This is a genomic window from Bradyrhizobium sp. 41S5, from assembly GCF_011516665.3.
GTDB lineage: Bacteria > Pseudomonadota > Alphaproteobacteria > Rhizobiales > Xanthobacteraceae > Bradyrhizobium > Bradyrhizobium quebecense.
Window position 1 is genome coordinate 2,605,942 of record NZ_CP083721.1, and the last position, 14,780, is coordinate 2,620,721.

The 14,780-nt window shown below is 65.1% G+C and carries 14 protein-coding genes and 1 other RNA gene; 9 read left to right on the plus strand and 6 right to left on the minus strand.

The window, feature by feature from the left end; translation table 11 throughout:
• Positions 1 to 54 precede the first annotated feature (54 nt).
• The 3 genes from HAP47_RS12265 (at position 55) to HAP47_RS12275 (ending at position 5,152) form a co-directional block, all read left to right on the plus strand.
• Positions 55 to 1,347, plus strand: coding sequence for an HlyD family secretion protein (locus tag HAP47_RS12265; protein WP_441299940.1), 1,293 nt, complete (start codon positions 55 to 57; stop codon positions 1,345 to 1,347).
• A 50-nt stretch (positions 1,348 to 1,397) separates the two neighbouring features.
• Positions 1,398 to 2,987 (plus strand): DHA2 family efflux MFS transporter permease subunit, encoded by a 1,590-nt coding sequence (locus tag HAP47_RS12270; protein ID WP_173638017.1) that lies wholly within the window; start codon positions 1,398 to 1,400, stop codon positions 2,985 to 2,987.
• A gap of 365 nt (positions 2,988 to 3,352) precedes the next feature.
• A complete protein-coding gene (locus HAP47_RS12275; protein ID WP_173638016.1) occupies positions 3,353 to 5,152 on the plus strand; it encodes an ABC transporter ATP-binding protein in 1,800 nt (599 codons plus the stop codon).
• Positions 5,153 to 5,203: 51 nt separating this feature from the next.
• On the opposite strand, the gene HAP47_RS12280 is transcribed toward HAP47_RS12275, so the two are convergent.
• On the minus strand, positions 5,204 to 5,947 hold the full coding sequence (locus tag HAP47_RS12280; protein WP_173638015.1) for a sulfite exporter TauE/SafE family protein: 744 nt from the start codon (positions 5,945 to 5,947) through the stop codon (positions 5,204 to 5,206).
• A gap of 105 nt (positions 5,948 to 6,052) precedes the next feature.
• On the opposite strand from HAP47_RS12280, the gene HAP47_RS12285 reads away from it, so the two are divergent.
• Positions 6,053 to 6,784: an alpha/beta fold hydrolase gene (locus HAP47_RS12285; RefSeq protein ID WP_173638014.1), complete on the plus strand. Its 732-nt coding sequence runs from the start codon at positions 6,053 to 6,055 to the stop codon at positions 6,782 to 6,784.
• Positions 6,785 to 6,810: 26 nt separating this feature from the next.
• Here HAP47_RS12285 and HAP47_RS12290 read toward each other — a convergent pair whose 3' ends face one another.
• From HAP47_RS12290 to rnpB, 3 genes are all read right to left on the minus strand, one after another.
• Positions 6,811 to 6,984 carry a hypothetical protein gene (locus HAP47_RS12290; RefSeq protein ID WP_173638013.1) on the minus strand — a complete coding sequence of 58 codons (174 nt, stop codon included), beginning with the start codon at positions 6,982 to 6,984 and terminating at the stop codon, positions 6,811 to 6,813.
• Between the two features lie 107 nt (positions 6,985 to 7,091).
• Positions 7,092 to 7,334, minus strand: a complete 243-nt coding sequence (locus HAP47_RS12295; RefSeq protein ID WP_173638012.1) for a hypothetical protein — start codon at positions 7,332 to 7,334, stop codon at positions 7,092 to 7,094.
• 166 nt (positions 7,335 to 7,500) lie between these two features.
• An RNA gene (gene rnpB, locus HAP47_RS12300) (RNase P RNA component class A) lies at positions 7,501 to 7,915 on the minus strand.
• Between the two features lie 147 nt (positions 7,916 to 8,062).
• On the opposite strand from rnpB, the gene HAP47_RS12305 reads away from it, so the two are divergent.
• Positions 8,063 to 8,422, plus strand: coding sequence for a YciI family protein (locus tag HAP47_RS12305; RefSeq protein ID WP_173638011.1), 360 nt, complete (start codon positions 8,063 to 8,065; stop codon positions 8,420 to 8,422).
• Between the two features lie 69 nt (positions 8,423 to 8,491).
• Positions 8,492 to 9,727, plus strand: a complete 1,236-nt coding sequence (locus tag HAP47_RS12310; protein WP_173640533.1) for an RNA polymerase sigma factor — start codon at positions 8,492 to 8,494, stop codon at positions 9,725 to 9,727.
• Positions 9,728 to 9,729: 2 nt separating this feature from the next.
• On the opposite strand, the gene HAP47_RS12315 is transcribed toward HAP47_RS12310, so the two are convergent.
• Together HAP47_RS12315 and HAP47_RS12320 are read right to left on the minus strand one after the other, a co-directional pair.
• Positions 9,730 to 10,032: a hypothetical protein gene (locus HAP47_RS12315; protein ID WP_231168847.1), complete on the minus strand. Its 303-nt coding sequence runs from the start codon at positions 10,030 to 10,032 to the stop codon at positions 9,730 to 9,732.
• A 186-nt stretch (positions 10,033 to 10,218) separates the two neighbouring features.
• Positions 10,219 to 11,070 carry an N-acetylmuramoyl-L-alanine amidase gene (locus HAP47_RS12320; protein ID WP_173638010.1) on the minus strand — a complete coding sequence of 284 codons (852 nt, stop codon included), beginning with the start codon at positions 11,068 to 11,070 and terminating at the stop codon, positions 10,219 to 10,221.
• A gap of 478 nt (positions 11,071 to 11,548) precedes the next feature.
• On the opposite strand from HAP47_RS12320, the gene rsmH reads away from it, so the two are divergent.
• The 3 genes from rsmH to HAP47_RS12335 are packed head-to-tail and all read left to right on the plus strand — an operon-like array spanning position 11,549 to position 14,768.
• Positions 11,549 to 12,544, plus strand: coding sequence for a 16S rRNA (cytosine(1402)-N(4))-methyltransferase RsmH (rsmH, locus tag HAP47_RS12325; protein WP_173638009.1), 996 nt, complete (start codon positions 11,549 to 11,551; stop codon positions 12,542 to 12,544).
• A 2-nt stretch (positions 12,545 to 12,546) separates the two neighbouring features.
• Positions 12,547 to 12,999: a cell division protein FtsL gene (gene ftsL, locus HAP47_RS12330; RefSeq protein WP_173638008.1), complete on the plus strand. Its 453-nt coding sequence runs from the start codon at positions 12,547 to 12,549 to the stop codon at positions 12,997 to 12,999.
• Between the two features lie 11 nt (positions 13,000 to 13,010).
• Positions 13,011 to 14,768 carry a peptidoglycan D,D-transpeptidase FtsI family protein gene (locus HAP47_RS12335; RefSeq protein WP_173640532.1) on the plus strand — a complete coding sequence of 586 codons (1,758 nt, stop codon included), beginning with the start codon at positions 13,011 to 13,013 and terminating at the stop codon, positions 14,766 to 14,768.
• Positions 14,769 to 14,780 lie beyond the last annotated feature (12 nt).

The window sequence follows — 14,780 nt, forward strand, 5'->3', positions numbered from 1 at the left end:
GTTATGGCCGCAGCACGGGATCAGGCTGCACGCATTGTTCGTTCCGAGCCTGAAATGGCCGAGGACGCGATGGCGCGCGACGCATCCGCCGATCTCGGCGAGCAGGGCCGCGCTGACGAAGCCAAAAGGGCCGACGAAGCCAAGAGCCGTGTTGACAAGAGTCCCGGCGAAAAGGGCCCCGGCGACAAGAGTCCTGCCGAGGCGCCGCCCGCTTCTGCGCCCGAACAGCCGGCGGCGTCGGCCGCCGCCGCGGCGCCGAAGTCCGGCAAGCGCAAATTCGTGATGATGGGCGTGCTCGGGCTGCTCGCGCTCGCCGGCGCGAGCTATGCCGCCTATTACCTGTTGGTCGGGCGCTACTACATCTCGACCGACGACGCCTATGTCCGCGCCAACAACACCATGCTCGGCGCGCGCGTCGCGGGCCATATCGCGGCGATCCTGCCCGGCGACAACGCGCTGGTGCGTGCAGGCGATGTGATCTTCCGGATCGATGACGGCGACTATCGCATCGCGGTCGACGCCGCGCGCACGCGGATCGCGACCCAGCAGGCGACGATCGAGCGCATCGGTCGCCAGGTCGCGGCGGCCGAAAGCTCGGTCGAGCAGGCGCAGGCGCAGCTCGTCTCGGCCGAAGCCGGCCTGAAGCGCGCCGATCTCGATTTCGATCGCCAGCAGGCGCTGAGTACCAAGGGCTTCGCCTCGCGCGCCACCTTCGAAGTCTCCGAAGCTGGCCGTGATCAGGGCGCGGCCGCGGTGCGGTCGGCGCAGGCTGCCTACGAGGCCGCAAAGAGCAACGTCGATGTCACCAAGGCGCAGCAGGCCGAGGCCCGCGCCCAGCTCGCCGAGTTGCAGACCCAACTCGCCAAGGCCGAGCGCGATCTCGATTTCACGAAGGTGCGCGCGCCGGTCGACGGCACCTTCTCCAACCGCCTGGTCAACACCGGCGACTACGTCAATGTCGGCCAGCGGCTCGGCAATGTGGTGCCTCTCGACGGCGTCTTCATCGACGCCAACTACAAAGAGACCCAGCTCAAGCGCATCCGCACCGGACAACGGGTGACGATCAAGGTCGACGCCTACGGCTTCCGCAAGTTCACCGGCATCGTCGACAGCATCTCGCCGGCCGCGGGCTCGGTTTTCACGCTGCTGCCGCCCGACAACGCCACCGGCAACTTCACCAAGATCGTGCAGCGTCTGCCGGTCCGCATCCGGGTGCCGAACAGCGTCGCCAAGCAGGGCATGCTGCGAGCCGGCATGTCGGTCTACACCACCGTCGACACGCGAGAGGGCGCGGCCGATGCGGACGCCGATACCGACCTCGACGCGCCGATGATCCATCCGCAGTGATGCCTTGAAGCTTCGGGCCGCGGGTTCGAAGCGCGGAGCCTGATGAGCACATGGCCGACGCGACTACTGCCTCTCCCTCGATGATGACCGGCGCCTCGGAGTCCGAGCGGCTCCAGCCCAAGCGGGTGGTCGCCTTCATCATCATGGTGTTCGGCATGTTCATGTCGATCCTGGACATCCAGATCGTCTCGGCCTCGCTCACCGAGATCCAGGCCGGCCTGTCGGCGTCTTCGACCGAAGTGTCGTGGGTGCAGACCGCCTATCTGATCGCCGAGGTGATCGCGATCCCGCTGTCCGGCTTCCTGTCGCGCGCGCTCGGCACCCGGCTGTTGTTTGCGATCTCGGCGTTCGGCTTCACGGTGTCGAGCCTCTTGTGCGGCTTCGCCTCCTCGATCGAGCAGATGATCCTGTGGCGCGCGCTGCAGGGCTTCCTCGGCGCCGGCATGATCCCGACGGTGTTCGCCTCGGCCTACACGATCTTTCCGCGCTCCAAGTTCTACATCGTCGCGCCGATCATCGGGCTGGTCGCGACCCTGGCGCCGACCGTTGGGCCGACCGTCGGCGGCTACATCACTGATCTGATGTCGTGGCACTGGCTGTTCTTCATCAACGTCGTGCCCGGAATCATCATCACCATCGGCGTGCTGGCGCTGATCGATTTCGACCAGCCGAACTTCGCGCTGCTCGACCGGTTCGACTGGTGGGGCCTGATCTTCATGGGCGGCTTCCTCGGCTCGCTGGAATATGTGCTTGAGGAAGGCCCGCAATATGGATGGATGCAGGACACCTCGGTGGCGATCTGCGCCGCGGTCTGCTTCGTCTCGGCGATCGCCTTCTTCTGGCGGGTGCTGACCGCGGAGGAGCCGATCGTCGATCTCTATGCGTTCTCCAACCGCAACTTCGCGGTCGGCTGCGTGCTGCAGTTCTGCATCGGCATCGGGCTCTACGGCCTGACCTACGTCTATCCGCGCTATCTCGCCGAGATCCGCGGCTACAGCGCGCTGATGATCGGCGAGACCATGTTCATCTCCGGCATGACGATGTTCTTCATGGCGCCGGTGGTCGGCCGGCTGATGCAGAAGGTCGATCTGCGCTACATCATCGCCTTCGGCCTCGTCACTTTCGCGCTCGGCTCCTGGCAGATGACCTGGATCACCCGCGAGTACGATTTCTACGAGCTCTTGGTGCCGCAGATCCTGCGCGGCATCGGCATGATGTGCGCGATGGTGCCGACCAACAACATCGCACTCGCCACGCTGCCGCAGGACCGCGTCAAGAACGCTTCCGGCCTGTTCAACCTGATGCGCAATCTCGGCGGCGCGGTCGGGCTCGCCGTGATCAACGAGGTGCTCAACGACCGCACCGATCTGCACATCTCGCGGCTGCAGGACCGCGTGACCTGGGGCAACACGACCGCGGTCGAGACCCTCAACAGTTTCACCCAGCGCCTGCAGGGCATGGGCGATGCCGCCACCATGGCGATGAAGCAGCTCTCGCAGCTCGTGCATCGCCAGGCCCAGGTGATGAGCTATGGCGACGCCTTCTTCATGCTGTCGCTGTTCTATGTCGGCCTCAGCCTCCTCGTGCTGTTCGTCAACAAGCCGCCGTCGATGACCGCAGGCGGCGGCGACGCGCATTGAGCGCATCGGCTTTGCACGCGGAGTGCACCCGTTGGCGTGCAGAGCGTTGCATCGCCGACACATTGACGCACTCACGCGCTTGTCATGTTGCCAACTGCGCGTGATGCATTTATAAGCAGCGCATTCTTTACTCGAACCCGGGAGATGCGCATGAAGTCGTTTATTTCGCAGATCGCGCGCCCGCGTTCGATGGTGCTTGACGCCGCAGCGCGTTAGCTCCCGGCGCTGATCGGGCCTGATCCCCGATCACCCAAACTTCCGAACACGTTATCTACAATTTCCAGCGACATCAGCGGCCGGATTCCGTCCGCCCGTCGCCTCAAGTGGAGCCGGCTTGCGCTGCAGAAGCGTGGCCGGAATATGACATGACCTCTCCGACGACCAAGCGACCGGCCGCGATCCGGATCGTCCTGCCATTCGTGTTCCGCCACTGGCTGGAGCAGCCGCTGCGCGCTTTCGCCGTGATGGCGGGCTTCCTCGGTGCGACCGTGGCCGACCTGTTCATGCCGGTGTTTTCCGGCCATCTGGTCGACGCGCTGACCGCGGGGGCGACGGATGCCGTTGCCCGCCATGCGGCGATGCTGGCGTTCGGCGCCATCGTCGGCCTTGGCGCGCTGTCGCTGCTGCTGCGGCTGGTCGGTATCCAGACCATCGTGCCGTTTACGCTGAAGACGATGTCCGACGTCGGGCAGCAGGCCTTCATGCGCGTGCAGCGCTTCTCGACCGACTGGCACGCCAACTCTTTCGCGGGCTCCACCGTGCGCAAGATCACGCGCGGCATGTGGGCGCTCGACCTCCTGAACGACACCATCCTGATGGCGCTGTTGCCGTCGCTCGTGGTGCTGCTCGGCTCGATGATCCTGCTCGGGCTGCACTGGCCGCAGCTCGGCGCGGTGATCGCCGTGGGTTCGGTGATCTATGTCGCGATGACCATGGTGTTCCAGGTGCGCTACGTCGCGCCTGCCGCGCGCGTCTCCAACGCGTGGGACACCAAGGTCGGCGGCACGCTGGCCGACGCCTTGACCTGCAACGCGGTGGTGAAGTCGTTCGGCGCCGAGACGCGCGAGGACATGCGGCTGGACGGCGTCATCAGCCGCTGGCGCCGGCGGGTGCGGCGGACCTGGCTGCGCTACAACCACACCTCGACGGCGCAGCTCCTGGTGCTGCTATGCTTCCGCGCCTCGGTGATCGGCGGCGCGATCCTGCTGTGGGCGGCCGGCCACGCCACGCCGGGCGACGTCACTTATGTGCTGACCAGCTACTACATCATCCACGCGTATCTGCGGGATGTCGGAATGCACATCAACAACCTGCAGCGTTCGGTGAACGACATGGAGGAACTGGTGCAGATCCATGGCGAGCCGCTCGGCATTGTCGACGCGGATGATGCCGGGGCGATCGACATCCAGGGCGGCCGCATCATGTTCGACGACGTCACGTTCCACTATGGCGGCCATCGCTTGCCGCTCTATGACGGGCTGTCGGTCGACATCGATGCCGGCGAACGCGTCGGCCTGGTCGGGCGCTCCGGCTCCGGCAAGACGACCTTCGTCAAGCTGGTGCAGCGGCTCTACGACGTCTCCGGCGGCAAGATCCTGATCGACGGTCAGGATATCGCGAAGGCGACGCAGCAATCGCTGCGCAGCCAGATCGCGATCGTGCAGCAGGAGCCGATCCTGTTTCACCGCACGCTGGCGGAGAACATCGCCTATGGCCGGCCGGGCGCCAGCATGGAGGCGATCGAGCAGGCGGCGCGGCTTGCCAACGCGCACGACTTCATCATGCGGCTGCCGAAGGATTACGGCACGCTGGTGGGCGAGCGCGGCGTCAAGCTGTCGGGCGGCGAACGGCAGCGCGTGGCGCTGGCACGCGCCTTCCTGGCCGATGCGCCGATCCTGATCCTGGACGAGGCGACCTCGAGCCTCGATTCGGAATCCGAGGCGCTGATCCAGCAGGCGATGGAGCGGCTGATGAAGGGCCGCACCTCGATCGTGATCGCACACCGGCTGTCGACCGTGCGCAGCATGGATCGCATCCTGGTGTTCGATCGCGGCGAGATCGTCGAGCAGGGCACGCACGACATGCTTGCGGCACGGCAGGGCGGCATTTACCGCGGCCTGTTCGAGCGGCAGGCGACCGAGTTCGGCCAGGCCGCGGCGGAGTAAGGCAGTGGCGCGTGGCTGATGGACCGATGTCCGTCAGCCGCGCGCTGTCGGTTATTTCGGCGCCAGCCCGTTCCACACCAGCGCCACGCCGGACAGGAACAGCAGCACCAGCACGACGTCGGAGAAATTGCGGTCGCTGAGTGCGTGATACAGCCGCGCGCCGAGCCAGGCGCCGAGCAGCGTTCCCGGAAACGCGCAGGCCACGAGCCAAATCAATTCGGGCTTCACCAGGCCGCTTGCGATCTGGACCAGGAGCGCGGCCGCCAGGATCGTGAAGTTGAAGATCTGAAACACGCCGCGGCGCTGCTGCTTGCCCCAGCCGCGCAGGCTCGCCCACAGGATCGGAAGCGGACCGGACAATCCGGCGAGGCCGCCGAGGATGCCGCCGGCAAATCCGATCGCGCCGTCGGCCCATTTGCCGCCGAAGGCGATCGACATCGGCTTGCGCTGCAGGAACAGCAGGGTCGGGAACATCAGCAGGAAGACGCCGATCGTCAGCTTGAAGACCTCGGGGTCGGCGCGGGCGATCAGTAAAATGCCGATCGGCACGCCGGCGAGGCCCGCGATGACGAACGGCCAGACCAGGCGGAAATCGATGGTCTTCCAGATCGACGGCAGCGTCGACACCTGCGCGATCACCGAACAGACCAGCACCAGCGGCACCGCAAGCGTCGGCGGCAGCACATAGAGCCAGATACCGAGCGCCATCAGCGCGGTGCCGAAGCCGGCAAGACCGGAAACGAAACCGCCGGCAAGCGCGCCGAAGAACAGGACCGCGTAGCTTGCCGGGTTCATCCTCGTCTCGTTGTTTTGTTCATTGCCGCGACGTTTACACGACGCGGGTGGCGGGTACACTTCAAAATCGAGGCTCATCAACGATAATCGGAATGGAGCATCCCCATGACTGCGAGTGTGTCGACTGCGCGTTCGTCCAAAACCTTTCTGGTCTGTCACGGCGCCTGGTCGGCCGGATGGGCGTGGAGGAAAATGCATCCCCTGATGCAGGCCGCCGGGCACCGGCTCGTGACCCCGAGCTACACGGGGCTCGGCGAGCGCGCGCACCTTGCGCATCAAGGGCTCGACCTCGAGGCGCATATCCAGGACGTGCTCGGCGTCATCTCCTACGAAGATCTGCACGACATCGTGCTGGTCGGCCATTCCTATGGCGGCATGGTCGCGACCGGCGTCGCCGACCGGGTGCGCGAGCGCATCGCGCAGCTGATCTATATCGACGCCTTCGTACCGCGCGACGGCCAATCCCTATTCGACCTCAACGAGCCGGCCATCGAGACCATGCGCGAGCTCGCGCGCGACGCCGACGGCTGGCGCATCCCGCCGATGCCGACGCCGCCGGATACGTCTCCCGCAGATGTCGAATGGCTCACCGCGCGCCGCGTCGACATGCCGATCAAATGCTTCGAGCAGAAGCTGAAGCTGCAACATGGCGAGACGAATTTGCCGCGCAGCTACATCTACGCCACGCGCACCACCCAGGCCGATACGTTCGGCCAGTTCGCCAGGCGCATCAAGAATGAAGCCGGCTGGCGCTATTTCGAGATCGACGCCAGCCACTCGCCGAACGTCACGGCGCCCGAGGCATTGATGGCGCTGCTGCAGGAGATCGTGGCCTGACGTCCGAGCAGTTGCGGCGCCTAGTCTTATGCGTCGTCATCCTTGAGCCGAATGCCTTCGGCCCGCAGAGCCGTAAGCAGAGCCGCGATATCATCGGACTCCATGCTGGTCGGGCACAGACCGTTGAGTTGTTCGGTGGTGATCGTGCCGGTGCTCTTGGCGATGTCTCGTGCCTTCGCCATGATCTTCTGAAGGTCCATCTGCGATCCTCCGCGAGGGAACATTCTAGGAAATGGGATGCTCTGGTGGTGGCGCAATTGACGCTAGCGGTCGCATTTGGGCGGCGACAACGGCTTTCGTGCCGGCGCTACTTTGGCCTGAATCTCAATGTTGCGGCGCCGAACCGCGCGGTCGTCTCGACGGATACTGGTGAGGGGGCTGGCCTACGCATCAAGCGAACGACATCAACATACTTAGTGTCCTTGCGATGCTGTTCGAGGTTCTTACACAGCGCGTCTACCTTCGCAGGTTCAAAGTCGATTTCAGCCGGATCAAGCTGCAAATCCGTTTCCACCACGAGGACTATCGTTTTTCCGGTTTCGTCGAGCATGTACTCAATCCAACACGAGTGTGCGTTTTGATCAGTGATCATCGGTCGCCCCAGATTTCGCGCTGAATGGTCGGCTTTGGCAATGCAGTTACTTCGCGTCGTATTGTGTGCGAGGTCAATATGGCGAAGGGCCCGGCGTGTTACGCCGAGCCCTTCATACTCCAAAAATATCAGCCGGCCTGTAAGCCGGGTTCTGTAGGGCACCATTCTTGCGAATGGTACGCGACGGCCATTCCTCTGGGACAAGGTTTGCACCTCGCCTCAAGCAACCTACCCGGACAGCGGGCCTGACATCGCCCTGCGGTGTTATCGCGCGTGCGCGAACTAACCGCGTTGCCGTCCCTATTCGGTTTTGCTCCCGGTGTGGTTTGCCATGCCGTCTCCGTTGCCGGAAACGCGGTGCGCTCTTACCGCACCTTTTCACCCTTGCTTCCTCCGAGGAGGGAGCGGTTCGTTCTCTGTGGCACTTTCCCTGGGGTCGCCCCCGCCGGACGTTATCCGGCACCGCATGTCGATGGAGCCCGGACTTTCCTCCCCCGCGGCCTTTCGGCACCAGCGGGAGCGGCCGTCCGGCCGACTGACTCCCACGGCATGGGCGTTTCCGCCCGATCCGTCAAGCGGATAACGGCGGCCAGGGCGGACAAAATAATTTATCCTGAAGATGTCGTTTGACCTGTCGCCCGTTCGACTGGGTGTCGGCGATCCAGCCGATCAAGAGGAGAGACGAGATGCAATATTTGCTGCTGATCTACCGGAGCGACGCGCAGTACGCCCACATGACCGCTGACGACCGCAAGGCATTGACGGCGGAGTACGGCGCCTACACCCAGTCCATCATCCAGAGCGGGCACTTCAAGGCCGGCGACGGGCTGCAGCCGGTGTCGACGGCAACCACCGTGCGGGTTCGTGACGGCAAGACGCTGACCACCGATGGGCCGTTCGCGGAAACCCGCGAGCAGCTCGGCGGCTACTATCTGGTCGAGGCCAAGGATCTCGACACCGCGCTCGGCCTCGCGGCGCGGATTCCCGGCGCCAGGGATGGCTCGATCGAGGTCAGGCCGGTGATGATCTACGACAACCCGCGATGACCCCAGTTTCGCAACATGAATGCAGCGGCCGCGTCACCTGGCGCGGCCGCTGAGCGACAATTGATGGCCATGACACCCAGCCAGATCGAGAAAATTTTCCGCGACGAGGCGGGCCGGGCGCTCGCAACGCTGATCCGTCTCGTCGGCGATTTCGATCTCGCCGAGGATTCCCTGCAGGATGCCTTCGCGGTCGCGCTGCAGCGCTGGCCGATTGGCGAATTCCCTGCCAACCCGCGCGCCTGGCTGGTCAATGTCGGCCGCAACAAGGCGATCGACCGCGTCCGCCGCGCGGTTTCGTTCCGCGGCAAGCAGCAGGAATTGACGCATCACTTGTTGTTGGATGCGGAGGCGTCGCCCGAGCCGGCCGATGCGACGCTCGACGACGACATGCTGAGGCTGATCTTCACCTGCTGCCATCCGTCGTTTGCCGCCGAGGTCCAGGTTGCGCTGACCTTGCGCACGGTGTGCGGCTTGACCAGGGCGCAGGTCGCGCGCGCGTTCCTGGTGAGCGAGGACGCGATGGCGCAGCGGCTGTTGCGCGCCAAGCAGAAGATCAAGCTCGCAGGCATTCCCTATGAGGTGCCGGAGCGCGAGGCGCTGGAGCCGCGCCTCACGGGCGTGCTTGCCGTGATCTATCTCGTCTTCACCGAGGGCTATGCCGCGACCGCCGGCGAGGATCTGATGCGGCCCGATCTTGCGCGCGAGGCGATCCGGCTGGCGCGGCTGCTCGATCGGCTGATTCCGGCGCGCGGCGAGATCAAGGGCCTGCTGGCATTGATGCTGCTGCACGATGCGCGCCGCGCCGGCCGCCAGACCGCAGGCGGCGACATCGTGCTGCTCGAGGAGCAGGACCGTTCGCTGTGGGATTTCCAGCAGATCGCCGAAGGTGTGAGGCTGGTCGAGGAGGCGCTGCAGATGCCGGGCCGGCCGCAATCCTACGCGGTGCAGGCCGCGATCGCCGCGCTGCATGCGCGGGCGCCCAGCTACAAGGATACCGACTGGCCGCAGATCGCCGGTCTCTACGAGGTGCTGCTCCGCATCAGCCCGTCACCGGTGATCGAACTCAATCATGCCGCTGCGGTGTCGATGGTCGACGGCCCGGCGCGTGCGCTCGATCTTATCGACGCTCTGGACGCGCGCGGCAGCCTGAGGGGATACGACCAGCTGCCCGCGGTGCGCGCCGATCTGCTGCGCCGCCTCGGCCGCAAGGACGAAGCGCGGCAGGCCTATCTTGCCGCCGCCGCTGCGACGCAGCTTGAGCCGCTGCGGCGGCTCTACGCGCGCCGCATCGCCGAGATGAGTTGACATCACCTCATCGCGTGCGTGGTCCGTGAGGGCGCGCCGTTCACGTCAACGATCGTTAGCGTGCCGCGCGGCGTTGAACGCTCAGTACCTGTCTTGGCCTTGGCACCCGTGGATTGCCCTGTCGTCGTTCCACTCGACATGCCGGTCGTGGTGCCGGGCGCCATCATCTTCTTCTGCGCATGATGGACCTTGTGGGTCTTGTGATGGGTCGACATGGACTTGTCCTGGGTCGACATCGCACCTGCGGCAACTGGAGCTGCGATGAGGCCGATGGCGACAGCTCCGCTGATGAGTGCTTTGAACATGGACGGATCTCCACTCAGACCGCCCCAAATAAGAAGACGGGACCCGGAAAAAAAGTTCCAGTTTGCGCGTGAGGATTTGGCCGGTAGCGTCATTACGAGCGGAGCGAAGCAATCCATCGCGCCGCACGCCGAAACGTGGATTACTTCGTCGCTTCGCGCCTCGCAATGACGATGGAAAGACCGAGCCTACCTCGCCGCATCCGGCGGCAGGCTCTCGAGTAGCGCGTGCAGCGTCGCCATGGTGGAGAGGTCGGCGATTCCATCGACGCGCTCGGGGCGGAAGTGACGCTGGAAGGCGGTGACGACCTCCATGGTCGGGCCGTCGAACTTGCCGTTGGTTGGGATGTTGTAGCCGTAGCGCCGGAACGCGGCCTGCATGGCGGAGACGCTGTCGCTGATCGCACCGAGCTGCAGCGCGTCGCCGCGCACGATCGGCGCCGGCTGCACCCAATGCCCGACGCCGGAATTGGCCAGCGAGTGCCAGGGGAACTTCTCGCCGGGATCCTTCTTGCGCCCAGGCGCCACGTCGGAATGGCCGAGCACGCGATGCGAGACCACCTTGCGGCGAAGCATGATGCCGCGGCACAGCGCGATGACGGCCGCGATCTGCCGCAGCGGGAAGTCGGGATAGCCCCAATCGTGGCCGCGATTGACGATCTCGACGCCGATCGAACAGGAATTGATGTCGTCCTCGCCGGCCCAGGCGGCGACGCCGGCGTGCCAGGCGCGCTTGCTCTCCGGCACGCATTGCACGATGCGGCCGTCCTCGAGCACGATGTAATGCGCCGAGACCTCGGTGCCTGCCGTGCAGAGCTGGGTGATCGCGCCCTCGACATCGGGCATGCCGGTGTAGTGCAGCACGATCATGTCGGGCTGACGGTTGTTGGCGCGATCGCCGAAATTCACCGACGGGATCACGTCGGAGGCGATCGAGGAATCCGGCGTGAACGTCTCCACGTCGGCCACGCCCTTCGGAACAGGAAGGACGCGCTGACGCTTCGAATCAGCGTTGCCGGACGAGGACGAACCAGAAGCCATACGAATCACTCAAAACCCGAACCAGGAGAAAGCATTTTGACATATGGATAAACAAATAGGCGTTTACTATTCCTTTACCGTGAGGGCCGCGCAATCGGCCTGCCGGTTCCAGGGGCTGCTCCGTGAGCCGCGCAATGATGCCCGAAGCGAGGGCCGAGAATATCACTCGAATGCGGGTCAAAGTCGCGCGATTGCGCTAACCGATCATCAACGTTTTCTTAACGTTAAGTGCCGTTACTGAGAGGTGAAGTGCCGAACCGGTTTCGGGGGACGGCCAAGGTCCGCTGTTGCGCGAAATCCCATGGAAACCCTCCCAATTCCGGTCGGATATCAGGATTTGCGGCCGAGGACGGGAGTTGGCGCTGGGATCACGCAGCGGCCTTTTTGCCGGAACAGCCAGCGCGAGGATTCGAGACGCAATGAGTCGGCGCGCAGCCAGCTTGCATGCCAGTTTCGCGGCCCTGTCCGGGGGCGGCGCATGAGCGAGCGTGCTCCCCGTCACATTTCCGTGCTGGGCCGCGAGGCGGTCGCCTATCTCGCGCCGCGCGCCGGCGGGATCTATGTCGACGCAACCTTCGGCGCCGGCGGCTACAGCCGCATGATTCTCGATGTCGCCGGTACGCGCATCATCGGCATCGACCGCGACCGCACCGCGATAACAGGCGGCTTCGATCTGGTCGACGGTGCGGGCGGCCGGCTGACGCTGGTGGAGGACCGCTTCTCTGATCTCGCCGAGGTCTGCGCATCGCAGGGGGTGGATCAGGTCGACGGCGTCGTGATGGATGTCGGCGTCTCCTCGATGCAGCTCGACCAAGCCGAGCGCGGCTTCTCGTTCCGCCTCGGCGGTCCGCTCGATATGCGGATGGCACAAAGCGGCCCGACCGCGGCCGATGTGGTCGCAACCGCGTCCGAGAAGCAGCTCGCCGACATCATCTATATCTTCGGCGAGGAGCGCCATTCGCGCGGTGTCGCGCGCGCCATCGTCGCCGCGCGCAAGGACGCGCCGATCACCACGACCGAGGCGCTCGCCGACATCGTCGGGAAAGTCGTGCGTGCCAAGCCGAACGAGATTCATCCGGCCACGCGGACCTTCCAGGCGCTGCGCATCTTCGTCAATGAAGAGCTCGATGAGCTCTACCTAGCGCTCGCTGCGGCCGAGCGGGTGCTGAAGCCGGGCGGGCGGCTTGCCGTGGTCTCGTTCCATTCGCTGGAAGACCGCATCGTCAAGAATTTCCTCACAGAACGCGGCAAGGTTTCCGGCGGCTCGCGGCATCGGCCCGAAGTGGCGCAATCCGTGCCGAGCTTTCAGATCCTGACCAGGCGCCCGGTGACACCAGGCGAGGCCGAGATATCGGCCAATCCGCGCGCCCGGTCGGCCAAGTTGCGCGCGGCCGAGCGCACCGCGGCGCCGGCGCATGCGGACGACGACCTGCCGTCGTGGCCACGGCTGTCCGACCTGAAGCGGGGAGGCTGACGATGCGCCTCCTCCATCTCCTCGTCATCGGCATGCTGATCTTCGCGGCATCCTATGTCTACCGCATCAAGATGGAATCGACCGCGCGCGTCGAACGCGTGCTGCAGCTCAACGCCGAGATCCGCGAGCAGCGCAATGCGATCGCCACCTTGCGCGCCGAATGGGCCAAGCTCGACGCGCCGCTGCGGCTGCAAGGACTTGCCGAGCGGCATCTGCCGCTGAAGCCGGTCAACGCCAACCAGTACGATTCCCTGAAGAACCTGCCGGAGCGGCCGCCGAGCTTCGCGCGGCCCGGTTCGCGCGATCCGATCGGCGCGATGATCGACACCATCGAGGCCGCCGCCGCGCCCGACAGCACGACGGGATCGATCGACAAGCCCGCGACCGGCCAGCCGGCCGCCGACCAGCCTGCGCCCGCAGAAGATTCCGAGCAGGGCGGGGGAGATCAGCAATGACGGGACCTGGCATGACCGATCCGGCAGCCGCCAGCAAGCCGGCCGCAAAATCCGCTGAACCCTGGCGCACGCGGCTGATCCGCACGCTGCTGTACGGAAGCAATGTCGACCGCGCCGCGAAGGCGCGCGCGCGCGTCGGTCTTGCGATCCTCGCCTTTGCCGCGGTCTATTGCGTGCTGGCCGGACGGCTGGTGCTGTTCGCCGTCGGCGCCGACAGCCATGGCGCGCGGCGCACCGCCTCGCAGGACGCGATCGCAACCGCCCGGCCCGACATCACCGACCGCAACGGCGAAATTCTCGCCACCGACGTCAAGGCGCCGAGCCTGTTCGCCGAGCCGCGCCGCCTGATCGACAAGGACGAGGCGATCGAGCTCTTGACCGCGGCCTTGCCCGACCTCGACACCAGCGAAGTGCGCGACCGCCTGTCCTCGCGCAAGGGCTTCGTCTGGCTGAAGCGCGAGATCACGCCGAAACAGCAGCTCGACATCCACCGGCTTGGCCTTCCCGGCGTCGGCTTCCTGCGCGAGAACAAGCGCGTCTATCCGACCGGCAACGAGGTCGCCCACCTAATCGGCCTCGTCAACATCGACAACCAGGGCATCGCCGGCATGGAGAAGTGGCTGGACAATAACGGTCTGGCCGATCTGCATCGCGCGGGCTTCGCCACCGACCGGCTGCAGAAGCCGGTGGAATTGTCGGTCGATCTGCGCGTCGAGCACGCGCTGCGCGACGAACTGATCAAGGCGAAGGAGAAGTTCAAGGCCAAGGCCGCCTCCGGCCTCGTCTCCAACGTGCGCACCGGCGAGATCGTGGCGATGGTGTCGCTGCCGGATTTCGATCCGAACAATCCGAAGGAAGCGCACGATCCCGACCGGATCAACCGCCTGACCACCGGCGTCTACGAGATGGGCTCGACCTTCAAGGCGTTTACGCTGGCGATGGCGCTGGATAGCGGCCGGTTCGATCTCAACTCGATGTGGGATGCGCGCGGCCCGCTGCACTACGGCAAGTTCGCGATCCATGACGATCACAACCTGGGCCGCATGATCAACATGAAGGAGGTGTTCTACTATTCCTCCAACATCGGCGCCGGGCGCATTGCGCTGGCGATGGGCGTCGACGCGCACAAGGCCTTCCTGCGCAAGATGGGGCAGCTCGAGCGGCTGCGCACCGAATTGCCGGAGAGCGCCTCGCCGATCGTCCCGAAGAAGTGGGGCGAATTGAACACCGTCACCATCTCGTTCGGTCACGGCATCGCAGTGGCGCCCCTGCAGGCGGTGATGGGCATCGACGCGCTGGTCAATGGCGGCTATCTGATCCCGCCGACCTTCCTGAAGCGCACCGAGCAGGAGGCGATGGCGCTGGCCAAGCGCGTCATCAAACCCGAGACCTCGGACAAGATGCGCTATTTGATGCGGCTCAACGCCGAGGTCGGCACCGCCAAGAAGGCCGACGTCAAGGGCTACTATATCGGCGGCAAGACCGGTACCGCCGAAAAGGTGATCAACGGCCGCTACGCCAAGAAGCGCGTGCTGAACGCCTTCACCGCGATCCTGCCCGCCGACAATCCGAAATACCAGCTGCTGATCATGCTCGACGAGCCGCAGCCCCTGAAGGAGACCTACGGTTTCATCACCTCGGGCTGGAACGCGGTGCCGACCGGCGGCAACGTGATCGCCCGAATTGCGCCGCTTTTGGGCGTTGAACCGCGATTCGACCTGCCGCCGTCCGACCGCCTTATTCTTGCGGCATCCAGAACAACCCAGTAAGGCGTATCATCA